Origin of the sequence: Saccharothrix obliqua, assembly GCF_019375475.1 — a bacterium.
GTDB lineage: Bacteria > Actinomycetota > Actinomycetes > Mycobacteriales > Pseudonocardiaceae > Actinosynnema > Actinosynnema obliqua.
In genome coordinates this window covers 458,137-482,456 of the sequence record NZ_JAHXGQ010000003.1, presented here as the reverse complement: position 1 = coordinate 482,456, position 24,320 = coordinate 458,137, and the positions used below count along the sequence as shown (strand labels likewise).

The window sequence follows — 24,320 nt, the reverse complement described above, 5'->3', positions numbered from 1 at the left end:
CGCTCCGGCGAAGCCCAGCACGGCACCGGGTTTCGAGTCGTCCATGTGGATGCCCGCTTCGAACGTCGCGCCGCCGAAACTCGTCAACGTCGTCTCCAGGTCGGAGACCGCGACCCAACCGCCGAACCGCGCACCCTCGAAGCTGACCTTGTCCCGGACCTTCGTGCCGTCGAACGCCATCGGGCCGGCGATCGTCGACCCGCACCGACGCGGGGTCCGCCGCCCCGACGTAGCCGCGCGCCCAGATCTGGACACCGATCCCGATCGCCACCACGCCGAGCAGCGCGGGCACCACCCACCACCACGACATCGGCCGGAGTTCAGGTAACGCGGTCTTCGTCACGACCACCGTTGATACCAGCCCGCGGCGTGTTCCCGCTGTCGCGAGTCGATCGAGCGGGATCGACCGCTAGCCGAGGACGGGCTTGTAGCGGAGGAGGACCGCGCCCGACGCGAAGGTGCGGTTCTCCAGCAACTCCAGCTTCAGCCACGCGTCCAGTGACGGGAAGAACGGTGTGCCGCCACCGATCGCGGCCGGTGTGACCAGCACGTGGAACTCGTCCACGAGGCCCGCGCGGACGAGGGGCGCGGCGAGCGTCGCACCGGCCACTTCCATCAGGCCGTCGGTCTCGGCCTTGAGCCGCCTGGCGACCTCGACCACGTCACCTCGCTCCAGCCTGGAGTTCCAGTCGACCGATTCGAGGGTTCGGGAGAACACCACTTTCGGCATCGCGAGCCACAGCCGGGCGTACTCGGCCTCCACCGGGGGCACGTCGGGCGCCTGGCCGGCGGTCGGCCAGTGGGCCGCCATCAGCTCGTAGAGCTTGCGCCCGTACAGCGACAGCGCGACCTGCGCGGTGCGGTCGTTCCAATACTGGTGCAGTTCGTCGTCCGGCGTGCTCCAGCCGAGGTCGCCGTTCGCGTCGGCGGTGTAGCCGTCCACCGAGACGTTCATGCCGTAGGTCAGCTTTCCCATGGTGGTACAGAATGCCGGAGCACCGACGCACTCCACGACCGAGGCCGTCCGCCGGAACCCGGACCGGCCCTCGCCGCCTACGGGACTCATCGGGGATGAGGGTCCCGACAGTGCTCACGCACTTGGAAGTGCCTTTTGTAGACCCTCTCCGACTCGCCCATGATGGCGTTACGCACTGGTGAGGTGGTGAAGATGGTTGAGCTTCAAACCCCGGTCCCGCAGCGCGGGCGGTGTGGGCGGCGCTACCGATTGGTGAGTGCCGCTGACACCTCAGCCTGCTGACGCACTGACCCCGCGGCCTTGGCTCGGCCGACTCCGGTTTGCTCGCTGGCAGCCCGGTTGCGGGCGATTTCGCTGTGGTGGGTGGCAGCCCACCCGGCCATCGCCGTCACCGCGTTGACCAGCGACCGGCCCAGGTCGGTCAGGTCGTACTCCACTCGCGGTGGGACTTCGGGGTATGAGGTTCGGGTGATCAGGCCGTCGCGTTCGAGGTGTTTGAGCGTCTGGGTCAGCATCCGCTGCGAGATCCCCGGGATGCTCGCCCGCAAGTCGGAGTAACGCAGCGGGCCGGTGCTCAGGGTGCCGATGGTCAACACCGTCCACTTGTCGCCGATGCGGTCGAGCACCTCGCGGATGAAAGCGCTGTCCTCCGGCCATGCCTGGCACGGACCACTGATCTGCGATGACGTCATCTCGACTACTCCTAAGTGCACATACCAGTATGTAACGCCAATAGAGAGAGCGAACACCATGAACGCACACGACACTATCGTTGTCGGCGCGGGCCCGGTCGGGCTGTGGGTGGCGGCCGAGTTGGCGCTGGGCGGCGGGCGACCGCTGGTCCTGGAACGAGCCGAGCAGCGCAGTCCGCACTCGAAGGCGTTGGCCGTCCACCCGCGCACGATCGAGGTGCTGGCGATGCGCGGGCAGGAAATGGCTTTCCTGGACGGCGGGCTGGCCGTGCCGGACGGCCACTTCGGGATGCTGCCCACCCGCCTGGACTTCCGGGACCTGGACACACCTTTTCCGTTCATGCTCGCGCACCCGCAACTGCGCACCGAGGAACTGCTCGAACAGCACGCCCTGGCCCTCGGGGTGGTGATCCGGCGCGGGTACCGGGTTTCCGGGCTGCGCCAGGACGAACAGGGTGTGACGCTGCGGGTCGACGGGCCGGACGGTGAGCACGACATCACCGCGGACCACGTGGTCGGGGCGGACGGCGCGGGCAGCACCGTGCGCCAGGCGGCGGGCATCGACTTCCCCGGCACCGATTCGACGGTCTTCGGCTACCTCGGCGACGTCGAGCTGGCCAACCCACCGGAGCGGCTGGGTTTCTGGCACAACGAGCACGGCGCGCTGATCGTGGTCCCGCTCCCCGGCGGACTTCACCGCGTCACCGGGTACGCCCCGACAGACCCCGCTCCGACCCTGGAATCCTTGCGAGACACGGTGAAGCGGATCGCGGGCACGGACTTCGGCCCGCACTCCCCCGTGTGGTTGTCCCGCTTCGGCAACGCCACCCGGCTCGCGGCGGAATACCGGAAGGGTCGGGTGTTCCTGGCGGGCGACGCCGCGCACATGCACTTCCCGGCAGGCGGCGTCGGGCTGAACGTGGGCCTCCAGGACGCGATGAACCTCGGCTGGAAGCTGGCCGCGGTCCAGCAGGGCCGGGCGGACGCGGCCCTGCTCGACACCTACCACCCGGAACGCCACCCCGTCGGCGTTGCCCTGGGCGAGCACACCAAGGCCCAGACCGCCCTGATCACCGCCACCACCGAGGAAGGCCGGTCCCTGCGCCGGTTCATGGCGGACCTGCTGCGCGCCCATCCCGACGTGGCGACCGCGTTGGCCAACACGCTGACCGCGCTGGACGTGCGTTACCCGGGCACCCATCCCCTTGCAGGCCAACGCTTCCCGGCCACTCGCGAGCAGCTTCACCTGTTGCGCGCGGGCCGCCCGGTGTTGCTGGCTCGGGAAACCGATCCGGCGTTGAAGGAACTCGCCACGAACGCGGACCTCCAGCTGTACGAGACCGAGCTGCCTTGGTCCACGACCGTCGTGCTGTTGCGCCCGGACGGCCACGTGTGGGCTGCCGGGGATACTGCCGAGCAACTGGCGGACGCCATGGCGGAACTGCCCCTGGCCTGAGTGCCGTCACAGGCCCTCAACGGGCTCACCCACAACGGTCTGAGCACCTATCACAGTCCCAGGTCCGCGACCCGCCCACCGGCGCCTCCATCGCCCAGTCGACGGCCTGGCCGCAGATCACCTCATCGTACGACTCTGCGTCTCGCGATATTGTGGGTGGCATAGTTGTCGCAGGCGCTCACGACCGCGGCTTCTACCGACTGCCCGCACTACACGGCGACCGACAAGCACAGTCGCCGAAAGGTGGTGATAGACGGGACATCATTCCAGCGAATAACGCCCGATGTATCGCACCGACCGCCATGCGGACAATGAGGTCCCGACCCGGGTTCCCCCACATCAAGGACATCAACTTCTTCGGCGCTATCGAGGTCGACATTGGCCATGACGCGCCGGGGCGACTGAGCGGGTTCTTTATGAACCGACGTTTTTACGTTGGGCACAACTCAGGGATTGATAGGCACCCAGCTGGTGCAGAACGAACTCTTCGTACTGGCCGGAGGCCGGTCCCACTGTGGAGCCTGTCCACATGCCCGCACCCACCGCGCCTTGCCCTCACTGTCCACACCGCGCACTGCGGGACTGTCCGGACCACCGCTGATCGCATGCGGTCCGCACTGCCGCCACTGGCTGCGGCCGGGAGGGTCACCGCGGTAGCTCCAATCCATCCAGAACCGGTCCACGCTGGACGCTGGGCGCGCGAGGTGCGTCCAGGCAATCCATCCTCCCTCCGGAGTCCGGGCGGCATGAACTTCCACCCGTCGGTCCGGGGTGATGGCATCGTCCGGTCCCAGTGCCCACGCCAGGACGACACCGTCCCTGGCGGGGGGAAGGGCCTCGGCGCACAAGTGGTGGTCGCGTACGGCGTCCACTCTTACGACCGGGGCAGGGGGAACCGGCGAGGGCACACCAACCCGAGCGGAGTCGCCGACCAGTCCGCCTGCGGCCGATGCCACCAATGTCACAGCGGTAACGCAGGCGACCCCGAGCCATCGTCGTGTCGGAACCTCGCCGGATCGATCGCGGCCCACCATCCCGGCGGAGGACTCGGTTACTCCACGGAACTCGGTGGCGCTTTGACGATCGGCGACGGTGCCCTCCATCTCCCGTGAAGAGGGCAACGGTCTGGCAGTGGAGGCCGAGCGTGCGTCGATCAGGCGTTGTCTAGCCCGCTCCAGCCGCTCATGCAGGTCGGGCTGACCGCATCCGTACAGGATGCCGCGTAGTTCGTTCGCCGTGGGCAGCCGATGCCCGCATTCGATCGCTGACAAGGTCGGGCGGTGCAGGTAGTAGTGATGGCGCTTGGCACCGTTGGCGACGCTTTGCTGTGTCCGCTCGCCTCTCACACGACGCAGCAGCAGCCCCAGTTCCGCCGCCGACACGACGGACTCGGGCGTCTCGTCCCAGGATGACCTGACCACCGGGCCTCACCTCCTGTAGCAATGCGCATACCAAGCGTAGAAGCGTTGTCGGGGACATGTCGGCGACACACGAGTCACGGTTCACCTCTTGAGGCGATTCCGCGTCCGTGGTCGTCTCGTATCGGCCACAGATGACCACAGACGGAGGTGAGGGCGATGCGGTGGCGAACCGGGCTACTGGCCGCGGCGGGGCTGACGATGATGCTCACCGCGTCCGGATGCGGCCACGAGACCGGCGGCCCACCCGCAGGCTGGGAGCCATCGGCAGAGAACCTGGAGGCGCTGCACATGGCGGAGGAACACCTGGTTCGCGACTGCATGGCCGCCGCCGGCCACCACTACACACCCCAGCCGGGAACGGGTTACCAGAGGTACGCGGCGACCCGGTTCCGCCTGGTGCTCGACGACGCACAATGGGCGAATCGTTACGGATACGGAGCGGCGAACCCCGCGCGGGTAGCCGCCGCACGAGCAGAGCAGACGTCCACCCCCACGTCGGCCCGTACAGCGGCGTTGCTCGGCCCCGCCCCGACCGGCGTCACGGCGAGACTTCCCGACGGCACACAGGTAACCACAAGTAACCTCGGCTGCCTGTCGCAGGCCCGAGTCACCCTGTACGGGGACCTGGGTCGCTGGCTGTGGGCACAGCAGACAGTGTCCAACCTCCCGGTCGCGGACGAGACGGATCTACGACGCGATCCTCGCTACACCGCAGCGGTAATGGCGTGGTCGCGGTGTGCCCGGGCCCATGGACAGCCAGTTGACAGCCCCGTCGAGCTGCGCAACACCGCCTCCCGCACTTGGTCGACCATGGATGCCCGAACCGCCGACCAGCACGACAAGCAGTTGGCCAGTGTGGAGGCACGCTGCGCCCTCCAGCACAACGTGGGTGTCCTGGTCCGGACCGTGGAGGTCGAATTGACCTATGAGGTACGCCGCCCCTACCAACGCGCGGTCGCGGAACTGCGCCGCCTCCAGTACGCGGCACTAGCCACGCTCTGATCAGCCATGCCGCCCCCTTGACAGAACGAGCGCATCCACACATGCGGAATTCACAAGATAGGAGAACACCATGCACATCATGCGGGCCGTGGTCATGGCCGTCACCACCTGCGCGAGCATCGTCGTGGCCGTACCATCGGCGGCAGCATCGGACCCGAACTGCGATCAGGGCGATTTCTGCATCTGGGAACATGACGACAAGAAGGGGCGTTCCTGGACTTGGTCGGGCGACGACAACAACTACGGAGATGACGTTAACAACGGCATGGACGCCAACGACGCCGCATCCTCGTGGCATAATCGCGGCAACGCCGGCAGCTACCCTGACGTCCGCGTATACCGCCACGTCGACAAGGATGAAGGAAACCGCTGCGTCCATCGTGGTGTATACATGAGCAACCTGACCAAAGTGGGTTGGGACAATGCCGCGAGCCGACACCGCTGGACTTCTTGCTAACCCGGCAACGCCATCCACCTGCCGGCCACCAAACCCATCAATCTCCAGTGGCCGGTCAACTCACGCCGATCCCATAGCTACGCTCACCGCAGGCCGATTGACCGCTCAGATCGGAGTGCCAAGAGGCCACGGCCACCTCAATACCCCACGTCTGACCCCCGTCCGGGTTCCGGAGGCACGTCACCGGGCAGCGGTCGTACCACACCCGCGGAGGTGGTACGCAGGGCGGATGGTGCGGCGATGTGCTGTCGCGGTGCCGCAGCGAGAAGAGCCCGGGTGTAGGGATGCTCTGGGAATCCCAGCACGGTACCGGCCGGGCCGGATTCGACGACCCGCCCGGCACGCATCACGACCACGGTGTCCGCGATGGCACGCACCATGGCCAAGTCATGGGAGATGACAACCAGTGCCACGCCCAATCGGTCGCGGATCTCGAGGAACAGGTCCAGAACCTGTGCTTGGGTCGAGGCGTCGAGCGCTGACACCGGCTCGTCGCACACGACCACCTCGGGTTCCCGGGCCAAGGCTCGGGCGATGGCCACCCGTTGGCGTTGTCCGCCGGACAACGCCAACGGATGCCTGTCCAGCAGCGATTCTGGCAGACCCACCAGGTCGAGCAACCGTGTCAGGTCACGCTGGCGTACCGCCAGCCCGCGTCGGTCGGTGGCACCAAACGCCTCACCGAGTATTCGGTGCACGGGCCATCGCGGGTCGAACGAGCCTAGAGCGTCCTGCTGAACGAGCTGGATGCTGCCGCGCACCCGCCGTCGCTCTCGCTCCGACCGTTTCGACCACGGCTCACCGAGCAACCGGACATCGCCACCATCTGGGTTCAGCAGGCCCATCACCACACTGGCCACCGTGGTCTTGCCTGATCCGGAACCGCCGACAAGGCCGAGCACTTCACCGGCGTGCACTCGGAACGACACGTCGTCCACGGCGATATGCGGCGCGCCGTCCGCATCCGTGAAGACTTTCCGCACCCCTTGGACCTCTAGCACGACGCGATCCGACGCGATGCCACGCGAAGTCGCAGCACTGGGTGCGGCCGCCAGTAGCTTCCGGGTGTAGGGGTGCTCAGGCGCGCCGAGGACGCGGTCGACTCGGCCCTCTTCGACCACTTCGCCTTCGTGCATCACCACGACGCGGTCGGCGATGTCAGCCACCGCCGCGAGGTCGTGGCTGATCAGCAACAACGCGGTGCCCCTGGCCGCCAGCCCGGACAGTAGGTCCAGCACTCGCGCACGCACTTCGGCGTCGAGGGCGGCCGTGGGCTCGTCGGCGACCAGGACATCCGGGAGGGCGGCGACAGCCGAGGCGACGAGCGCGCGTTGACGCAGACCGCCCGAGAGCTGGTGTGGATAGCGGCGCGCCGCAGCAGCCCCATCGGGGATACCCGCCTCCTCCAATACGACTGCGGCCCGCCGCAGGGCCTCGCTGCGGGTGGCAATGCCGTGGTTGACCAGCACCTCACCTACTTCCTGTCCGACGCGGCGCAACGGATCCAGGGCGGACAGCGCGTCCTGGGGCACCAGCCCGACGCGGGCACCGCGTAGCTCGTGCCACTGCTTCTCGGTGATCCCGCTGAGGTCCCGGCCCGCGAACTCCAGTCGGTCGACAGTGACCAGGGCACCGTCGCCGGCTAAGCCGAGCAGGCAGCGCGCGGTGACGCTCTTGCCCGACCCCGACTCGCCAACCAGTGCCAAACGTTCGCCGCGGTGCAGAGTCAGGTCGACACCGCGCACCACCGGTGGTCCACCGAACCGGACGGTCAGGCCGCGCACCACTACCAGCGGCCGTTCCAAATCGGTGGCAATCACGTCCGTCCCCCGGTCTCGAACCGGTAGCGCAGGTGCCCGCCGACAACGGTGAGCGACAGCACCACAAGGGTGACCGCCACTCCCGGTGCGACAGCCATGGCTGGTGCCGCGCCGAGGAAGTCGCGGCCCTCAGCAAGCATCGTGCCCCATTCCGGGCTCGGCGGCTCTGGCCCCAGGCCGAGGAATCCGAGGGAGGATCCGGCGATGATGGCGCTACCGACGTTGACGGTGGCCAGCGCGAGCACGGGTGGCAGAGTGTTGGGGACCAGGTGACACAGGTAGATCTCACCCCTGGACCTGCCCAGGGCAACGGCGGCCTGCACGTAGCCGGACCGGCCGACCACGAGTGCGCGGGAGCGGGCGAGCCGGACGAAGCCGGGAGCGGCTGCCGACCCGATGGCGACGGCGGAGTTGATGGCGCCGGGACCGATCGCTGTGACCACCAGCAGCGCAAGCAGCAGGCCGGGGAAGGCCAGCAGGACGTCGGTCGCCCGCATGATCGCCCCAGCGACACGGAGGTGAGCGGTGGCCGCGAAGATGCCCAGCGACGAGCCCAGGGTCACCGCCCCGGCGATCGACCCCAGTCCAGCCAGCAGTGTGGTCGCAGTGCCGTGCACGACTCGACTGAGCACGTCGCGGCCGAGTTGGTCGGTGCCCAGCCAGTGCTCGGGCCCGGGTGGGGCCAGTGCGCGGACCAGGTCGATGTCGTCCGGCGCGTATGGGGCCAGCATCGAGGGCCATAGCGCTGCGAGCGAGGCGAGCAGCAGGACCACGCCGGCAGCGGTCACCGCCACGGTGGGGTTTCGGCGTACAGGCGAGTTGTTCAGCATGGTCATTGCGCACTCCCCGGTCGGTCGGCCGTGCGGCGGTGGAGGACGAGACGCGGCACGGCGAGGATTCCGGGGGTGGAGCGCGAATCACCGTCGACGAGCAGATCGGCTGTCGAGGCGAGCGTGATGTGACCGGTGACCCCTCCCTGTTCCAGGGCGCGGGCTGCCGCGGCGGCGGCGCGCTCCAGGACGATTGCCTCCCTCTGTCCTACGGCTAGCCACCAGTCCAGGTACGTGGTGTAGGCGCCGAAGTACCAGTTGGGTATACCGGCGTCGGTGCCCGCAACCAGCCACACCTGCCGGTGGTGCTGGTGGAGCACGACGTCGAGGACCTCGCGGGCTACGCGCTCGACCGAATTGCCGATGGTGCGGCGCAACGTCGAGCACACGACTGTGGCCGCGCTCGGATCACCGGCGGGCGCGCCGGAGAAACCAAAGCGCCCCAATGAGTCGACAGCAGAGCGGAAGTCATCCTCACCGTGCGCGGCCATCCGGCGGCCCTCGGCCACCGCGACCACGGCGGTGTTGGACTGGTTGGTTCCGTGCTCCGACCCGCCTGTGGCGGCGGTCCCGTCGATCACCACGACACCAGTTCCGCCCATGCGACAGGTGAGGTCGGTCCGAGGCCGGCGGCAGGTGCCGTCGGGGCGCCCGCGGCCTCGCCCGGGTACCAGCAGTACCCATCGCTGGCGATCACCGGCACTTCTGCCGGGAAGATGCGGTCGCTTGGCAACTCGATGGCGGCGATTGCCTCGCGCTGCACCGGGAAGGGGTGTTCGCCAGGGCCACGGTGGTAACGCCCGCGCCCGGCAACTTCTCGCCCTGACAGGCCACCCCGAGCGGGATGCGTTTGATCCCGGTGGCACCCAAGCCGACAACAGGGTCCCCGACATGCGCGGAGTATCAGGTGGACATGCGGGGCGCTCAGCCCGGTGAGGACGGCGACGTCGGCGAGGTCGAGGCGGCAGCTGTCCGAGCCGGCTTCGTTCAGGCTCGGCGTGGTAGGTCTGACTACGGTGATGACACCGTCGCAGACGACCACCGTGCGGCCCACTGCCCGCAGCACCGGAGAGCACCCGTCCGACGGTGATGGCAAAGACGGTCATCCGATCGCCTCTCCAGTCCTGGGGTCGATGACGCCATACAGCCAGTCCACGACCATCGACACCACTGCGAAGGCCACCGCGGACACGGTGACGACACCAACGACCACCGGCAGGTCGTGCCCGGTGATCGCGGTGGCCAGCAACCTGCCCAAACCCTGCCTGCCGAAGACGGTCTCGATCACCACCGCACCGCTGAGGAGCGCGCCCACAGTCCACCCCGACAGCGTGACCAGGGGCAGCAGGGCATGGCGCAGCGCGTGCCGCACGAGCAGGCGTTCCCAGGTGGTGCCTCGGGCGCGCGCGGTCAGCGCGAACGGCTCACGCAGAGCGGTGTCCAGACCAGCCCTCAACACTTGAGCGAAGGGCCCGAAGAGTTCCAGTGCCAAGGTCAGCGCGGGCAGCACCAGGGCACGCGGACCGGTGCCACCCGCCACAGGGAACAAGTGCAGGCGGAAAGAGAAGACGCCAAGCAGCAGGAGCCCGAACCAGAACGCGGGACTGGCCGCAGTGACGTGCTCGACGGCGGACAGGGCGGCGCGGAGCATGGGTCTGCGCCCGCCCGCCGTGGCGATCGCAGAGGTTGAGGCAACGACCAACGCCACAGCGATACCGGCGACGACCAGTTCGGCGCTGGCACTCGCTTGCTCGCCGATGAGCGACCAGACCGGCTGCTGTAGCTGGTGGGAGGTACCGAGATCACCAGTGAACACCCGTCCGATCATCAGCAGGTAGCGCTGCCACGCGGGCTTGTCCAGAGCCAGTTCGGCACGAACCTGCTCGACCAACTCCGGGGTTCGCGGCGTCGTGCCGAGCACAGTCAGCGCAGGGTCGTCCGCAGTCAACTCCAGGCCCAGGAAGGCCGCCGTAACCGCGCCTGCAACGACGATCGCGGCGAGGGACGCACGACGGGCGAACCAACGTGCGGCGGTGCGAGGGGTCCCGCCAGGGAGCCAGGTCGACACGGTCAGCTCCTCCCTGTCGTCACGTCACGAAAGAGCGGGTAGCCGGCAGCCTCAAACGCGAGTCCGTTAAGTCGGGAGGACGTGCCGACCATCGCACGCGGGACGAACACTGGCATGACCAGCGCGCGGTCGTTGACGTAGTGCTGGACCGCACGGTAGTGCCGAACGCGCGCCGCCAGATCGTCGGTGGCCAGCCCCTGGTCGAGCAGGGTGTCGAGCACGGGGTCGCGCACCCGGAAGACGTTGCCGCCGCCGTTGTCCAGCGTTTCACCTGACCCGAGCCAGTACCGAAGGACGTCCGGGTCTGCGCGGACGAAGTTGGTACCGAACATGTCCAAGCCCCGGCCTGTGTAGGTGAGCTGGACGTAGGTGCCCGCATCCTCGGCCGTCACATGCAGGTCAATGCCGAGGCGCCGAACCTCGGCCTGTACGCCTTGGAGGAGAATAAGGTCCTTGCCCTGTGTTTCCGGTAGGTACGGCCAGTTCAGCACGAGTCGCTGCCCGTCGCGGACTCGGTAGCCTTCTTCATCCCGACCTGTCCAGCCTGCCTCGTCCAGCAACCGCTCCGCGAGGGCGGTGTCTACCGGCCAGCTGTCGACGGTGTCCGGCGCGTATGCAGGGGTTGCCGGGCCCAACATGCTCCATGCACGCGGATACTCACCGAAGTGGACGGCGCGCACGAGTTCGTCGATGCGGACTGAACGCCGCACCGCGTGACGCACCCGCTCATCGGCCAGCGGTCCACTGGTGCTGTTGAAACACACCGTATAGACGACGCCCGGCAAGTCCGCGGCCAGCAGACGCAGGTTGCGGTCGGCGCGCAGAACTCCCGCCTTGACGGGCGGGATCGGGGTTACCACGTCAGCCTGCCCGCTCACGAGCGCGCCGAAGCGGGCACCGTCTTCGGGAATGAATGTTATCTGGACACCCGATGCGGCGGCCGGGCCCGGGGTGCGCGCCGAAGGCGGCGACCACCGGTACTCGGCATAGCGATCGAGCCGGATGTCACGGTTGCGCCGCCAGTGCGCGAACCGGAACGGCCCGGAACCTACCGGACGCGCGCACAGATCACCCGCATTCACCCGCATCGAGGTAGGCGACTGGATACCGAGGTAAGCGGTGCTGAGCGCCTGGAGGAATGAGGCGTCGGGTTCGGTGAGGTGGACTCGAATCGTTCGCGAATCCAGGATGTCCGACCCGGCGTAGCGGCGCAGCAGCATCGCCGCGTACCGGGACTTGGTGGCGGGAGCAGTGGCGTGGTCGAGCGTGGCTCGCACCGCCTCGGCGTCCAACGGGGTGCCGTCGTGGAAGGTGACACCACCACGCAGGTGGAAGGTAAAGGACCTCCGGTCTCGCGTGATTTCCCACCGCTCCGCCAACCACGGCCGAACAACGCCCTCCTGGTCGAGCTCGACCAGCGAGTCGAACACGCCGCGCACCACCGTTGCGGTGACCTCGCGCGGGCTGACCTGCGGGTCGAGGCACTCCGGTTGCTGGGACAGCGCCACACGCACCACATCGTCTTCGGGCTCGGTCCCGGCGCACGCGGTGAGTAAGAGCAGCGCCACCAGGGCGAAGGCCTTGGAAGAACACGCCACAGCGACGGACCTCCGTCCACTCCAGTCGGTTCTGCGGGACGACGGTGGGATCGGAATCAGAGGTCCACCATCGCCAAACTGGTCTCCGTGTACCGCTCGCCGTGGATTTCCGACGGCGGCACCGCAGCCGCGACGGCGTCGACCTCCTCGGGATCGAGCGAGAGCTCCAGCGCGCCTAGGTTCTCCATAAGGTGGGTACGACGCTTGGTCCCGGGGATCGGCACCACGTCGTCGCCTTGGTGCAACAGCCACGCCAGGGCGAGCTGGGCAGGGGTGACGCCACGCTCGGTGGCCAGGTCCGTCAGCCGATGCACCAGCGGGGCGTTGCGGCGCAGGTTCTCCGAGGAGAAGCGCGGTTGCGCGATGCGGCGGAAGTCGCCGGGGTCCAGCGCTTCAGCATCGAGGTAGCGGCCGGTCCAAAACCCCCTGCCGAGCGGGGCGTTGGCGACCAGGCCAATACCCAGTTCCCGGCACAGCGGGACCACCTCGTTCTCGATGCCGCGAGACCACAGCGACCACTCCGTCTGGACGGCGGTCAAGGGATGCTCAACGTGTGCGCGACGCACGGTGGCCGCACTCGCCTCCGATAACCCGATGTGCCGGACCTTACCCTCAGCAACTAGTCTGGCCATTGCACCGACGGTTTCCTCGATCGGCACGCCGGGGTCCACTCGAGCCTGGTAGAGCAGGTCGACGTGGTCGAGGCCAAGCCTGCGGAGAGATGCCTCAGCCGCGGCCCGCACGTACTCGGCGTCGCCGCGTACACCGGTGCCCAAACCCTTACCTGGTCGGATGACCCCGATCTTCGTGGCGACGACCGCCTGCTCACGGCGGTGCCCTGTGAGCGCCCGGCCGAGCAACTTCTCGTTCTGCCCCAACGCGTACACGTCGGCAGTGTCGAAGAGCGTGACGCCGAGGTCGAGGGCGCGGTCGATCGTGGCGCAGGACTCTGCGTCGTCCGTTGGCCCGTAGAACTCTGTCATCCCCATGCAACCGAGGCCGAGCGGACCGACGTGCAGCGACCCCAGAGAGCGGGTGGCGTTCACCGGGCCAGCACCTCCAACGCGTACCTGGGGCACAACAGAATCGCCTCCGCGACGGCATCGTGGTCGGCTGGACCGGGCGCGGGATCGAGCAGAACCACGAGCCCGTCCTCGGCGGAGATGTCGAACATCCCCGGTGCCACCGCCGTGCACTGGCCAGCCCCGACGCAGCGGACCCGATCGACGGACACGCCCGATCCCATCACCACATCACCGGGAGAGCGGTCACGCCCTGGATCGTCCCGACCCCCGGCGGACGAGTCGGCAACTCAGCCATCGGAACCGCCAAGCGCAGTCCGGGGATTCGCCGGAAGAGCGTCTCGAACACGATCTCCAGCTCAACCCGGGCCAGGTTCTGGCCGAGGCACTGGTGTATCCCGTAGCCGAACGTCAAGTGCCTGCGGTCTCCCCGGCCCACATCGAGCACGTCGGGGTCGGCGTGCACAGAACCGTCGCGGTTGCCAAGGGTCGACGAGACCAGGACGCCGTCGCCCGCGTGGATGACTTCGCCGCCGATTTCGATGTCCTCGGTTGCCACTCGAGTACCCGCCAGATCGGTGACCGCGAGGTAGCGCAGCAGTTCCTCGACGCCCATACGTACCGATGCGGCGTCCGCAGTAAGCGCGCGCAACTGGTCGGGGTGCTCCAGCAGCGTGATCACTCCCAGTGCGATCATCGACGCGGTGGTCTCGTGCCCGGCCACGAGGATCACCAGCGCAATCTGCACCAGTTCCTCGTGCGACAGCGAGTTCACCTCGAGCGACTCGATCAACCTGGTGATAAGCCCGTTGTCGGGACGGCGGCGCTTAACGGCGACCAGTCGCTCCAGGTAGTCGACCAAGTCACGTCCGGCAGTCTGGGACGACGCCTCGTCCCGCGCCTGCATCAAGCGGCGGGTCGCGTCCTGGAAGAAGCCGTGGTCGGCATAGGGCACGCCGAGTAGCTCGGACACCACCTCGGACGGGACCGGCAGTGCCAGGTGCTCGACGAGGTCAACCGGTGGGCCCAGCCGCAGCACCTCGTCGACGGCGTCGTCGACGGTCCGCTGGATACGGGGGGCCAGCTCGCGCGCCTGACGGAGGCTGAAGGCGGGGTTGAGCAGCCGGCGGTGCACGTCGTGCGCGGGTGGATCCATACCGATCAGGACCAGCCTGCGGGTGACGTCAGCGGCGAATCTGGGCGCGATGATCGGATAATCCGGCCGGGTCCGATCTGCGGACAGCCGCCGGTCGGCCAGCAGGTCCCGCCCTTCGGTATACCCGGTGATCAGCCACACCACCCGCCCGTCCCATAACGACACGCGGGAGAGCGGTCCGCCCTCGCGTAACGGGGCATAGCCCTTTGGGGGTTGGAACGGGCAGGTGCGGCTCTGCGGGAACTCGGGCGGTGCGGTGCGGGCAGCGGTGGTCTCTCCCATGTCGCTCCTCCGGTCCGGTGACGCGGGGCCATCCGGACCGACCCTAGGATGCCGCCGTAGAACCGACAACGCCGCCGACATCTGGGTTTGGTATGCCTTTAGATCGGCACAATGCACACAGGCCGCGGCATTACGGCGTTACCGCCTCCCGAACACCGTCGAACACGACGTCCAGCAGGGCGGGCGCGGTGGTGGCCATCCGACCGTTCCACTCCGCCGCCCATGCCAGCGCGTTGACGAGGGTGAACAGATCCTCCGCGGTGAAATCGGCCCGCACTGAGCCCGATCTCCGAGCGCGGGCCAGGAGTTCGCCGCCCGCTGCGTGCATCGCGAGGCACGACGCGTGCAACGGGGATCCCTCGTCGTAGAAGCTGGTCATGAGCGACGACGACAGGCCCCGGTAAGACGCCGCGTGCACGGTCGCCGCGCGCATCCAGTCGCGCAGCGCCTGGTCGGCGTCATCGGCCACCAGCAGGCGCTCGGCTTCGGCGCGCAGGCCGTCGACGCTGCCGCGGATCACCTCCGCCAGCAACGCGTCCCTGGACGGGAAGTGCCGGTAGAGCGTGGCTGAGCCGACGCCCGCGCGCCGGGCGACGTCGTCCAGCGGGACGTCGGCACCGTACTCGGCGAAGTCGATCGCCGCCTGCGCCAACACCCGATCGTGGTTCCGCCGCGCATCGGCGCGCAGCGCTCTGCGCCCCTCGGGTCCGGTCATCTGCGTACTCCCTGCACAGGGTGATCTGAGAGTCACCCCCCATTTACAAACGGGGGGACATCCCCATATATTAGGCGCAGTCGACGACACAGTCGGCACCTCCGCGAACCGGTATCAACACGAGGTCCAACACCGGACATCAGAGAGGCTTCCGCATGCCCGGAATCACCGCGACGGGGAGCGCGCTCACCAGCCGCGGGCTTCGCATCGCGCTGACGCTGATCGTCTCGTGCGAGTTCATGCTCCAGCTCGACACCACGATCATGAACGTGGCACTGCCGACGATCAGAGACGAACTCGGGTTCAGCCAGACCGGCCTGTCCTGGATCACCAACGCGTTCCTCCTCCCCTTCGGTGGCCTCCTGCTCCTCGGCGGCCGACTCGGCGACATCTGCGGACACCGCCGGGTGTTCCTTGTCGGTACCGCGCTGTTCACCACCGCGTCCCTGGTGGGCGGGCTCGCGACCGACGACGTCGTGCTGGTGCTGACCAGGGCCGGGCAGGGTGTCGGAGCCGCCTTCGCGGCGCCCACCGGCATCGCCCTGCTGACGACCAACTTCCGGGAGGAGGCGCAGCGCAACCGCGCCTTCGCCGTGTTCTCGACGATCTCCGGTTCCGGCTTGGCGCTGGGTCTGGTGCTCGGCGGCCTGCTTACCTCCTTGCTGTCGTGGCGCTGGGTGCTGTTCATCAACGTGCCGATCGGGCTGCTCGTCATCCTGCTGACGCCGAAGTTCATCCGTGAATCGGAGACCAATCCCGGCCCCTTCGACCTGCTGGGCGCGTTCGCCTCCGTCACGTCGATGACCTCGCTGGTCTACGCGCTCATCCGAGTCTCCGAGCACAGATGGGACGACACGGTGGCACTGGCCGCGTTCGCCGGCGGCCTAGCGCTGTTCGCCGTCCTGATCGTCATCGAGGCCAGGTCTCCGCACCCCGTCCTGCCGCTCGGCCTGTTCCGCGGCGGCGGCCGTTCCGCGGCGTACGCGAACCTGCTCCTCATCGCCGCCACCCTCACCAGCATGTGGTTCTTCCTCACCCAGTTCCTCCAGGAGTCACTGGGGATGGATCCGCTGACCACCGGACTCGCCTTCCTGCCGATGGCCGCGGCGGTGTTCGCGGGTTCTCAGGTGGTGCCCCGGTTGCTGGCCAAGACCAGCCCCCGACTGGTCGCGATCGCGGGTATCTCCGCCATCCTCGTCGCAGCGGTCTGGCTCAGCACGCTTTCCACGGACAACGGGTACGCCGGGTCGGTGCTCGGCCCACTGATCCTGTTCGGGGCCGGCGCCGGGTTCAGCATGGTGGCGCACAACCTGATCATCATGTCCGCGACACCCGCGGCGGAGGCCGGTGCGGCTTCGGGTGTGCTCCAAGCCATGCTGACCGTCGGCGGTTCACTGGGCCTGGCGATCCTCGTGACCATCTTCGGCGCTGCCGGCAGGTCAGCGCCGCCGAGCGCAGACCCCCTCGTCACGGGGGTCGCATGGGCGTTCGGCGGCGCCGCTGTGTTCATCGGTGCCGCACTGGTCATCGCGATCTTCCTACTGCGGACACCCAGGCCCGCAGTCGCACCGGAAACCGGAGACGGAACCGTCTGAGCAGCTGCGCACCAGCCCAATCGGGCGGGAATACAACCCGATCAGGGTAAGAGGTTCTTCTGATGTGACCCCACCCGACGCCCCGGCACACTGTCGACCACAAGCAGACCCGATGAAGTGTCTGCCCAGTTGGCCGAATGGGTAAGGGGTTCGTGAATGCAGTTCAACGTGCTCGGCGACCTGGAGGTAGTTCAAGGCGGACGCCACGGGATCAGTGCGCGACAGCAGGGCATCGTGCTCGCCGCCTTGCTGTCGCGCCCCGGCCGGGTCGTGTCGATGGAAGAGTTGATCACCGAGGTCTGGGGAAGCCGCCCGACCCGGCGTGCCACCGCCAGTATCTACGTCCACATCTCCCAGTTGCGCAAGTTCCTCTCCAAGCCGACCGGTAACGGCCCGGCCATCCTCACGAAGGAACCCGGCTATCTGCTGACCGAGGAAGGGACCTCCCTGGACTACGAGGAGTTCCGCCGGCTCACCGAGCGCGGCCGGGAGTTGCACCGGCTCGGCGAGCACGAGCAGGCCGCTGAGCGACTGCGGAACGCACTCGGGTTGTGGCGCGGGCCTGCGTTCCGCGACCTGCGCGACGGGCCCGTCGTGAGCGCGCTGGCGAACTGGCTCGACGAGCTGCGCTTGGAGTGCGCTCAAATGCTCGTGACCTCGCGTTTCCGACTCGGCCGCTATCAGGAGTCGATTCCGCTGCTGTTCGACCTGGTGATCGAGCGCCCCTTGGACGAGACCTTCTACCAACAACTGATGTTCGCGCTATTCCACAGCCACCGAAGGGCGGAAGCGCTGGAGGTCTACCAGGTCGCGCGGAACGCGCTCAACGAAGAACTCGGTCTCGACCCCTGTGGCGAACTGCGTGACCTGCACCGGGCGATCATCATCGCGGAGCGCGCACCCAGCCAGCGGGCGCGACTACACACACTCCCCCCGACCGCGGCCAAGACGGGATTTAGACGTCCCGTCGACGATGTCCGCGAGCGCGGCATCCCGACCGCGACGATCGGCAGGATGTACAAGGGGGCACCGTGAGCGGACCGGACGTCCATCTGCTCTCCGTGGGAACGGCGTTGCCTGGGCCGCCCGTTACCAACGCCGACCTGGCACGCCGGTTTGGCATGGACCCACTGTGGGAGCAGTGGGTCGATACCTTCATCGGCACCACCTCGCGACACTTGTCGATCGATCTGGACAGCGGTGTGCCCAAGGCGGAGCTGGCCGACCTCGGCGAGCGGGCCGGACGGATCGCGCTCGTCGACGCCGGGGTCAAGGCCGGCGACATCGACCTGGTCGTGATGGGAACGTCGACTCCGGACCGGTTGATGCCTACCACGGCGAACGTTGTCGCCGACCGGCTGGGCATCGACCAGGTCGCCTCTTACCAACTGCAATCCGGTTGCTCCGGCGCGGTACAGGCGCTCGACGTTGCCCGCAGGTTGCTGGACGGCGACCGGTTCCGTACCGCTTTGGTACTCGGCGGCGACGTCGTTGCCCGCTTCTACGACACCTCCCAGGACCTCAGAAAGTTGCCGCCCGCACAGTTGGTCAACTTCGTCCTCTTCGGTGACGGTGCAGGAGCGGCGGTGCTGAGCACGGACCCGGTCCCGGGCAGCGCGATTCTGCGCACCACCGCGACCCGGCTCGTCGGCTTGGGCAGCGCGCCCGGCGCCACGCTGGAGTGGTTCGGCCCCAACGACCGGCACAGCAACCGGCCGCCCGCGACCGAGGACTACAAGGCAATCGAAGAGCGCGTGCCCACGATGGCCCGGGAGGTACTCGGGGAAATCCTGTCCTCGTTGTCCTGGAACGGTGAGGACATCGACTACCTGCTGCCGCCGCAGCTGTCCGGGCGAATGACCGAGAAGGTCATGGCACTGCTGGGCCTCCCGTCGGCCACCGAGGTCAGCTGCGTGGCCGAGACCGGGAACAACGGCAATGCGTTGGTCTTCTTCCAGCTCGAGCGGGCCTTCGACAAGATGGTTCGGGGCGAACGCGCGGTGGGTGTGGCGATCGAGTCCAGCAAGTGGATCAGGTCCGGGTTCGCGTTGGAGGGCATCTGATGTCGCCGTCGACCGCGAAGACACATGCGGACCCGTTGGCCCGACTGCGCGAACTGCACCAAAAGGGTGCTGTAGTAGAGCGGTACCCCGAGGTAGCCGGCTTGCTCGACGGCCTGAGCGGCGACGACGTGATGACAGCAGGCAGGCTGCTGGCTGGAGTCGACCCGGTAGCCGTGCTCGCCGTCCACCCGGACACACCATCGGTGTCGGTCGCGGTGACCGGGCACGGCACGCTCGCTGCCACGGTGCCGGCATTGACCGGCCAGTTCGCCCGGCACGGGATCGTGGCGCGAGTAATGGTCGGCGGGTTCGACGGCTACGTGTTCGACCTGTCCGATCCCAGCAGCGAGTTGTACGCCGGCGGGCACCACTTGGTGCTGTGCCTGCTCGACCCCGCGGTGGTCTTCGACGAAGTGGCCGTGCCCTGGACGCCGCAGGACGTGCAGCGGGTATGGGAGCGAAAGCTCCGTCTGCTGTCCGGACTGGTGGACTCATTCACCAAGCGGTCCTCGAGCACTCTCGTCCTCAACACCGTGCCCCTCCCCAGGTCACGGACCGCAGCACTCGTCGATCACCGTTCGCGCGCCGAGTTGGGGGCGGTGTGGCGCGAAGCCAACGCCGCGTTACTGCGGTTCGGTGTGGACCGACCGGGCGTGGTCGTGCTCGACAGCGACCCACTGCTGGCCGAAGGGGTGCCCGCCGTCGAGCCGAGAATGGACGTATACGCAGGTGTGCACCTGTCCCCTGCGCTCCAAGCCGCCTATGCCCACGAGGTCGGGCACTTAGCCCGCTCCGTCGTCGGCCGCACCCGGAAGGTACTGGTCACCGACCTCGACAACACGCTCTGGGGTGGGGTGGTCGGCGACGACGGACCCGAGGCCGTCGAGATGGCGCACACGCCGGTCGGCGAGGCGTTCCGCGCGTATCAGCAAACCGTACGCCAACTCGCCGCGCAGGGTGTCCTGATCGCCGCGGTGAGCAAGAACGACCCGGGTCCGGCGCGGGCGGCGCTGGCCAGGCCCGACGCGACGCTGCGCGAGGACGACCTGGTGCGGCTGGTGACCAACTGGCATCCCAAGCACGACAACCTGCGCGACCTGGCGGCCGATCTGAACCTGGGGCTGGACGGCTTCGTCTTCGTGGACGACAGCCCTTACGAGTGCGCCCTGATCCGCTCCGAACTCCCCGAAGTCGCGGTGGTACACGTGGGCGGCGATCCGGCACGCCATGTGGAGACACTGCTGCGGGACGGGTGGTTCGACACCCGCGAGCTGACCACGGAAGACCGGTCGCGCACGGCAAGGTACCGGGCGGAACTGGTGCGCCAAGACTTCTTGGACAGCTTCGAATCGCTGGCGGACTACCTCGCCGAACTCGGCGTGCGGGTCGCGGTTGGCCGCGCGCGCGGCGACCAGCTGAGCCGGATCTCTCAGATCACGTTGCGCACCAACCAGTTCAACATGACCGGCCAGCGCATGCAGGTAGCTGATGTTGCCGCGCTGGCGGCGACACCGGACGGCCTCGTCCTGACCATCGAGTGCTCCGACCGGTTCGGAGACAATGGGATCGTCGGGGTCGTGTTCGGCCGCCGTGACGGTGATACGCTGCACTTGGACAACTTTTTGCTGAGCTGCAGGGTGTTCTCACGTGGTGTAGAGCAGGCCGCCATCAGCGCAATCTTGCGGCACGCGCGGGAATCCGGGGCGGTGGCCGTCACCGGCGAGTACCGGGCGACAGCCAAGAACGGCAGAGTCGCCACCTTCTACTCCCGGTCGGGCTTCACCCGCGTCCCGGGGTCCGAATCCGTCCGATTCCTTCACGATCTGGCGGACATCATCGCCCCGCCCGCGCACGTCACGCTCACCGATACCCTGTGAGGTGAACCATGCTCATCGACGAGTTCCTCCGCATTCTCCGCGACGATTTGGGGCTCTACCTCTCCGACACCGATGTGGACCTGGAGCTGCGGGACGTCGCGGGCTGGGACTCGGTGCACCTGTTGAGCCTGTGCACCCTGCTGGAGCGCCGCACGGGTCGGGAGCTGTCGCTCCCCGAGGTGCTGACCGCGCCGACCCTGGCAAGCATCTACCACCTCGCCGTCCGCTGAATCTCGAAGGAGCGCGTCATGGCAGTCGGGCAGCCGATGGCCCGAGAACGCAGGCACACGCTGTACTTCCTGGAGCAGATCCGGTCCTTCTCTCCCGTCTTCCTCGACACCGAGGTGGGTATGTCCGCGGTGCTCGCTCACCAGGCCGCCACCAGGGAGACCAAGATTTCCCTGGTCACCTACCTCGCGCACACCGCGGGCCGGGTGCTCGTCCGCCACCCCGATGCCAACGCCGCCGTCACCGGGCGGCTGCGCCTCAGGGTGGCGCGGTACTCATTCGCCCATGCCAAGGTGACGCTGGACAGCGAGCTGAACGGCAATCGGGTCGTGTTGGCCGTGGTGCTGCATGACGTGCACTCGACCGACCTCTCCGAGGCCCAGGCCGGGCTGGACCACGCCCGGCAGGGCGACCCGGCGCGATCACCGGCCTTCGCCGGGGTGCGCGCGCTGCACGCCGCTTCCCCGCTGCGCGGCAGGCTGCGGTTCCGCCACACGGCCCGCTCGTTGGCGCTGCGACCACTGATCACCGGCACCTTCGCGGTCACCTCGCTCGGACACCGAGACGTCGACGGTTTCCACTCGGTCGGTGGCACCACGGTGACTTTCGGTCTCGGGCGCGTGCGACAGCGCCCGGTCGTGGTGGACGGCCGCATCACGGCCGCGCCGGTGGTGCGGCTCAGCCTGGCGTTCGACCACCGGGTGATCGACGGGGCCGAGGCTGCCGACGTGCTGACCGAGGTCAAACAGGGCTTGGAGGCGTTCGGGACTGACGAGCGGACAACGCGGTGAGCGCGAGGATCCCCTTGGACGAGCTCAAGCGGTTCGCCCGCGCCCACGCCGAGGCGCAGCGGATACCCTCCGCCGCCTATCAACCCCTGCTGGACTCGATCACTTCCGACACGGATGGGCATCCCGGGTCGTGGGCGGTCCGGTGGTCGGCCGCCGCCGATGCCGCCGCGGAGGCGGGTGATCTGCTCCAGGCGAGCGGGCTGTTCACCATGGCCCGATTCCCTTTCGTCGACGGGCCGGCGCGGCAGCGTGCACAACAACGAACCGTGGAGGTGTTCGACGCGTGGCGGCGGACCGTTCCGCTGGTCGAACGGCTGGACCTGCACCTGTCCCGCGGCAGCCTCGGGGCGTGGGCGAGCGGGCTGTCCGCAGCGGACCGCCGTCCACTGGTGGTGCTGCTCGGCGGGATCGTCAGTGTCAAGGAGCAGTGGGCACCGATCCTCGTCGAACTGGACCGGCTCGGCTTCGCCGGTGTGGTGACCGAGCTTCCTGGCGTCGGCGAGAACACCCTGCCCTACGACGAGACGGCGCCGGCTCTGTTCACCTCGTTGCTCGACCAGCTCGCCGACCGCGTGGACGTCACCGAGACCTACCTGGTCGCGTTGAGCTTCGGCGGCCACTTGGCGCTGAGCGCCGCCTCATCCGAGCCGCGTCTGCGCGGGATCGTCACAGTGGGTGCCCCGGTTCGACATTTCTTCACGGATGCGGACTGGCACGCAGAGCTGCCCGCGATCACCCGTACCACGCTGGCCCACCTGACCGGCCGACCGTGGTCGGATTTGGGCGGGTGGGCCTTGGACGACGACGAATTGGCCGCCGTACGCGTGCCGGTCGCCTACGTCGCCAGCACCCGCGATGAGGTCATCCCAGGTGCCGATCCCCGCCTGGTTGCCCGTCAGGTTCGCCGCTCCCGACTGCTCTGGCACGACGACGTGCACGGCTCACCCGGGCATGCCACTGAGACGCGGTTGTGGTCACTGCTGTCCGTGCTGCGTATGCGCCGCGCCTTCACCGTTGACCGGCTCCGCTTGGCCCGCGCCCTCGCCGCCTCGCGTGTCAAGCGGGTGTTCTCGCGCACCTGACCACTCAGCCACCGGTGGCCCCGGCCCTTGGGCCGCGGCCACCGGTCGCTTCAGCCTTCGTCGACTGGAGCCGACCGCCGCCTTGAGGCCGACGTCGAGCGACCCCACCTGCGCATGGCGGGTTGCTCAACGTAGTGGTGCAGCAGCCAGGCCAGGCCCAACGACGCCACGAACATCGCGGTGCCGACCACGATGCCTCGCACCGGCCAGGCCATCCCGCCTTGGCCGAGCAGGACGTGTCCGAAGTGGAACACTGGAAAGTGCACCAGGTACAGTGCGAACGACACCTCGCCGAGCTTGACAGCCAGGGGCCTGCTCAGCGGCGACCGCACGTCGTTTACGTCCGCCCAGGCGCCCGCAACGATCACCGCGGCCACGGGCAACACCATCGGGGCGACCATGGCGAAGACCGTCGGGAACAACGCCGACTGCGCTACAACGCCTACTGCCAAGCCACCCACGGCCGCAGGGAGGGGCAACCGGGGCAACCTTTCCTCACGAACCATCCGGGCAAGGACGATGCCAAGGAGGAAGTCCAGGGTGCGCACCGGTGGGAACGCGTAGGTGAACCAGTTCTGTGCCTCGGTCATCGACAGATCGGCCATGGACGTACCCAAGCCGAGCAGTGTTTGGGCGAACACTGCCGCACCGACCACGGCGACCGCGATCGCCCCGACGAACCAGCCGAGCCAACGCCCCCGGATCCGAGCGACAGCCCGGTGCAGCAGCGGGAACGCGAGATAGAAGGCCAACTCGCAGCTCAACGACCAACTCGGCACGTTGATCGAGGTGACCACGTCGAGATCTGGCCAGAACCCGTGCAGGAGGAACAGACTGGGCACGGTCCGTTCTACGGTCGCCCGTTGACCGACAACAAGCGCGAGAATCAGAGCTGCGGCCCAGGTGACCAGGTGATTCGGGTAGATCTTGACCAGCCTGCGCCGCCAGAAGCCAATCACGGTGTCGTGCGGGCGCGCCGACCAGGCCAGCACGAAACCGCTGAGCACGAAGAAGAAGCCGACACCGACCCACCCACCGAAGTAGGCGGGAGCCGGGACATGACCGGAGCCGTCCAGCGCCACCTCAACCCACAGGTGGCACAGGACGACAGCCAATGCGGCAAGGAATCGCATGCCGGTGAGCGTGTCCAATCGGCTCGGTGCGGCGGTCCGCTCCCTTGTGGACGTCA

The 24,320-nt window shown here is 68.1% G+C and carries 23 protein-coding genes; 10 read left to right on the top strand and 13 right to left on the bottom strand.

The window, feature by feature from the left end:
• Window positions 1–409: 409 nt before the first annotated feature.
• Together KZQ38_RS11915 and KZQ38_RS11910 are read right to left on the bottom strand one after the other, a co-directional pair.
• On the bottom strand, window positions 410–976 hold the full coding sequence (locus tag KZQ38_RS11915) for a dihydrofolate reductase family protein (protein WP_219441170.1): 567 nt from the start codon (window positions 974–976) through the stop codon (window positions 410–412).
• 242 nt (window positions 977–1,218) lie between these two features.
• Entirely contained in the window at window positions 1,219–1,668 is a 450-nt protein-coding gene (locus tag KZQ38_RS11910; protein WP_219441168.1) for a winged helix-turn-helix transcriptional regulator, read from the bottom strand.
• 58 nt (window positions 1,669–1,726) lie between these two features.
• On the opposite strand from KZQ38_RS11910, the gene KZQ38_RS11905 reads away from it, so the two are divergent.
• From KZQ38_RS11905 to KZQ38_RS11895, 3 genes are all read left to right on the top strand, one after another.
• Entirely contained in the window at window positions 1,727–3,124 is a 1,398-nt protein-coding gene (locus tag KZQ38_RS11905; protein ID WP_219441166.1) for an FAD-dependent monooxygenase, read from the top strand.
• 1,577 nt (window positions 3,125–4,701) lie between these two features.
• Window positions 4,702–5,547: a hypothetical protein gene (locus KZQ38_RS11900; protein WP_219441164.1), complete on the top strand. Its 846-nt coding sequence runs from the start codon at window positions 4,702–4,704 to the stop codon at window positions 5,545–5,547.
• Between the two features lie 70 nt (window positions 5,548–5,617).
• Complete coding sequence (locus KZQ38_RS11895) at window positions 5,618–6,004, top strand: peptidase inhibitor family I36 protein (RefSeq protein WP_219441161.1); 387 nt, start codon at window positions 5,618–5,620, stop codon at window positions 6,002–6,004.
• Window positions 6,005–6,141: 137 nt separating this feature from the next.
• Here KZQ38_RS11895 and KZQ38_RS11890 read toward each other — a convergent pair whose 3' ends face one another.
• From KZQ38_RS11890 to KZQ38_RS36050, 10 genes are all read right to left on the bottom strand, one after another.
• On the bottom strand, window positions 6,142–7,824 hold the full coding sequence (locus tag KZQ38_RS11890; protein WP_308258351.1) for a dipeptide ABC transporter ATP-binding protein: 1,683 nt from the start codon (window positions 7,822–7,824) through the stop codon (window positions 6,142–6,144).
• Window positions 7,821–8,660: an ABC transporter permease gene (locus tag KZQ38_RS11885; RefSeq protein WP_257901197.1), complete on the bottom strand. Its 840-nt coding sequence runs from the start codon at window positions 8,658–8,660 to the stop codon at window positions 7,821–7,823. Before KZQ38_RS11885 ends, KZQ38_RS11890 begins: the two co-directional genes overlap by 4 nt.
• The gene (locus tag KZQ38_RS11880; RefSeq protein WP_219441159.1) at window positions 8,657–9,235 is read right to left on the bottom strand and encodes a hypothetical protein; all 579 of its coding nucleotides are present in this window, start codon (window positions 9,233–9,235) and stop codon (window positions 8,657–8,659) included. The genes KZQ38_RS11885 and KZQ38_RS11880 overlap by 4 nt, the downstream gene beginning before the upstream one ends.
• A gap of 521 nt (window positions 9,236–9,756) precedes the next feature.
• The gene (locus tag KZQ38_RS11875; protein ID WP_219441157.1) at window positions 9,757–10,722 is read right to left on the bottom strand and encodes an ABC transporter permease; all 966 of its coding nucleotides are present in this window, start codon (window positions 10,720–10,722) and stop codon (window positions 9,757–9,759) included.
• A gap of 2 nt (window positions 10,723–10,724) precedes the next feature.
• A complete protein-coding gene (locus tag KZQ38_RS11870; protein WP_219441155.1) occupies window positions 10,725–12,320 on the bottom strand; it encodes an ABC transporter substrate-binding protein in 1,596 nt (531 codons plus the stop codon).
• A 56-nt stretch (window positions 12,321–12,376) separates the two neighbouring features.
• On the bottom strand, window positions 12,377–13,366 hold the full coding sequence (locus tag KZQ38_RS11865) for an aldo/keto reductase (RefSeq protein ID WP_219441153.1): 990 nt from the start codon (window positions 13,364–13,366) through the stop codon (window positions 12,377–12,379).
• A complete protein-coding gene (locus KZQ38_RS11860) occupies window positions 13,363–13,554 on the bottom strand; it encodes a ferredoxin (RefSeq protein ID WP_308258350.1) in 192 nt (63 codons plus the stop codon). Before KZQ38_RS11860 ends, KZQ38_RS11865 begins: the two co-directional genes overlap by 4 nt.
• An 11-nt stretch (window positions 13,555–13,565) precedes the next feature.
• Complete coding sequence (locus KZQ38_RS11855; protein ID WP_219441149.1) at window positions 13,566–14,780, bottom strand: cytochrome P450; 1,215 nt, start codon at window positions 14,778–14,780, stop codon at window positions 13,566–13,568.
• A gap of 130 nt (window positions 14,781–14,910) precedes the next feature.
• Entirely contained in the window at window positions 14,911–15,495 is a 585-nt protein-coding gene (locus KZQ38_RS11850; protein WP_219441147.1) for a TetR/AcrR family transcriptional regulator, read from the bottom strand.
• A gap of 139 nt (window positions 15,496–15,634) precedes the next feature.
• Window positions 15,635–15,826: a hypothetical protein gene (locus KZQ38_RS36050; protein ID WP_257901405.1), complete on the bottom strand. Its 192-nt coding sequence runs from the start codon at window positions 15,824–15,826 to the stop codon at window positions 15,635–15,637.
• Here KZQ38_RS36050 and KZQ38_RS11845 point away from each other — a divergent pair.
• From KZQ38_RS11845 to KZQ38_RS11815, 7 genes are all read left to right on the top strand, one after another.
• Window positions 15,735–17,090 (top strand): MFS transporter, encoded by a 1,356-nt coding sequence (locus tag KZQ38_RS11845; protein ID WP_308258381.1) that lies wholly within the window; start codon window positions 15,735–15,737, stop codon window positions 17,088–17,090. The genes KZQ38_RS36050 and KZQ38_RS11845 overlap by 92 nt on opposite strands.
• Before the next feature lie 156 nt (window positions 17,091–17,246).
• Window positions 17,247–18,125 carry an AfsR/SARP family transcriptional regulator gene (locus KZQ38_RS11840; RefSeq protein WP_219441143.1) on the top strand — a complete coding sequence of 293 codons (879 nt, stop codon included), beginning with the start codon at window positions 17,247–17,249 and terminating at the stop codon, window positions 18,123–18,125.
• Window positions 18,122–19,153: a 3-oxoacyl-ACP synthase III family protein gene (locus KZQ38_RS11835; protein WP_308258349.1), complete on the top strand. Its 1,032-nt coding sequence runs from the start codon at window positions 18,122–18,124 to the stop codon at window positions 19,151–19,153. Before KZQ38_RS11840 ends, KZQ38_RS11835 begins: the two co-directional genes overlap by 4 nt.
• Before the next feature lie 101 nt (window positions 19,154–19,254).
• Window positions 19,255–21,030, top strand: coding sequence for an HAD-IIIC family phosphatase (locus KZQ38_RS11830; RefSeq protein WP_219441141.1), 1,776 nt, complete (start codon window positions 19,255–19,257; stop codon window positions 21,028–21,030).
• 8 nt (window positions 21,031–21,038) lie between these two features.
• Window positions 21,039–21,260 (top strand): acyl carrier protein, encoded by a 222-nt coding sequence (locus KZQ38_RS11825; RefSeq protein ID WP_219441139.1) that lies wholly within the window; start codon window positions 21,039–21,041, stop codon window positions 21,258–21,260.
• Between the two features lie 18 nt (window positions 21,261–21,278).
• Window positions 21,279–22,049, top strand: a complete 771-nt coding sequence (locus tag KZQ38_RS11820; RefSeq protein ID WP_219441137.1) for a 2-oxo acid dehydrogenase subunit E2 — start codon at window positions 21,279–21,281, stop codon at window positions 22,047–22,049.
• Between the two features lie 14 nt (window positions 22,050–22,063).
• The gene (locus tag KZQ38_RS11815; protein ID WP_219441135.1) at window positions 22,064–23,131 is read left to right on the top strand and encodes an alpha/beta fold hydrolase; all 1,068 of its coding nucleotides are present in this window, start codon (window positions 22,064–22,066) and stop codon (window positions 23,129–23,131) included.
• 50 nt (window positions 23,132–23,181) lie between these two features.
• On the opposite strand, the gene KZQ38_RS11810 is transcribed toward KZQ38_RS11815, so the two are convergent.
• Window positions 23,182–24,264 carry an acyltransferase family protein gene (locus tag KZQ38_RS11810; RefSeq protein ID WP_219441133.1) on the bottom strand — a complete coding sequence of 361 codons (1,083 nt, stop codon included), beginning with the start codon at window positions 24,262–24,264 and terminating at the stop codon, window positions 23,182–23,184.
• Window positions 24,265–24,320 lie beyond the last annotated feature (56 nt).

Bases quoted from the DNA above. Each gene is read 5' to 3' on its own strand.
- KZQ38_RS11915 (WP_219441170.1), bottom strand. From the start codon at position 976: ATGGGAAAGCTGACCTACGGCATGAACGTCTCGGTGGACGGCTACACC.
- KZQ38_RS11910 (WP_219441168.1), bottom strand. From the start codon at position 1,668: ATGACGTCATCGCAGATCAGTGGTCCGTGCCAGGCATGGCCGGAGGAC.
- KZQ38_RS11905 (WP_219441166.1), top strand. From the start codon at position 1,727: ATGAACGCACACGACACTATCGTTGTCGGCGCGGGCCCGGTCGGGCTG.
- KZQ38_RS11900 (WP_219441164.1), top strand. From the start codon at position 4,702: ATGCGGTGGCGAACCGGGCTACTGGCCGCGGCGGGGCTGACGATGATG.
- KZQ38_RS11895 (WP_219441161.1), top strand. From the start codon at position 5,618: ATGCACATCATGCGGGCCGTGGTCATGGCCGTCACCACCTGCGCGAGC.
- KZQ38_RS11885 (WP_257901197.1), bottom strand. From the start codon at position 8,660: ATGACCATGCTGAACAACTCGCCTGTACGCCGAAACCCCACCGTGGCG.
- KZQ38_RS11855 (WP_219441149.1), bottom strand. From the start codon at position 14,780: ATGGGAGAGACCACCGCTGCCCGCACCGCACCGCCCGAGTTCCCGCAG.
- KZQ38_RS11850 (WP_219441147.1), bottom strand. From the start codon at position 15,495: ATGACCGGACCCGAGGGGCGCAGAGCGCTGCGCGCCGATGCGCGGCGG.
- KZQ38_RS11845 (WP_308258381.1), top strand. From the start codon at position 15,735: ATGCTCCAGCTCGACACCACGATCATGAACGTGGCACTGCCGACGATC.
- KZQ38_RS11840 (WP_219441143.1), top strand. From the start codon at position 17,247: ATGCAGTTCAACGTGCTCGGCGACCTGGAGGTAGTTCAAGGCGGACGC.
- KZQ38_RS11825 (WP_219441139.1), top strand. From the start codon at position 21,039: ATGCTCATCGACGAGTTCCTCCGCATTCTCCGCGACGATTTGGGGCTC.
- KZQ38_RS11820 (WP_219441137.1), top strand. From the start codon at position 21,279: ATGGCAGTCGGGCAGCCGATGGCCCGAGAACGCAGGCACACGCTGTAC.
- KZQ38_RS11810 (WP_219441133.1), bottom strand. From the start codon at position 24,264: ATGCGATTCCTTGCCGCATTGGCTGTCGTCCTGTGCCACCTGTGGGTT.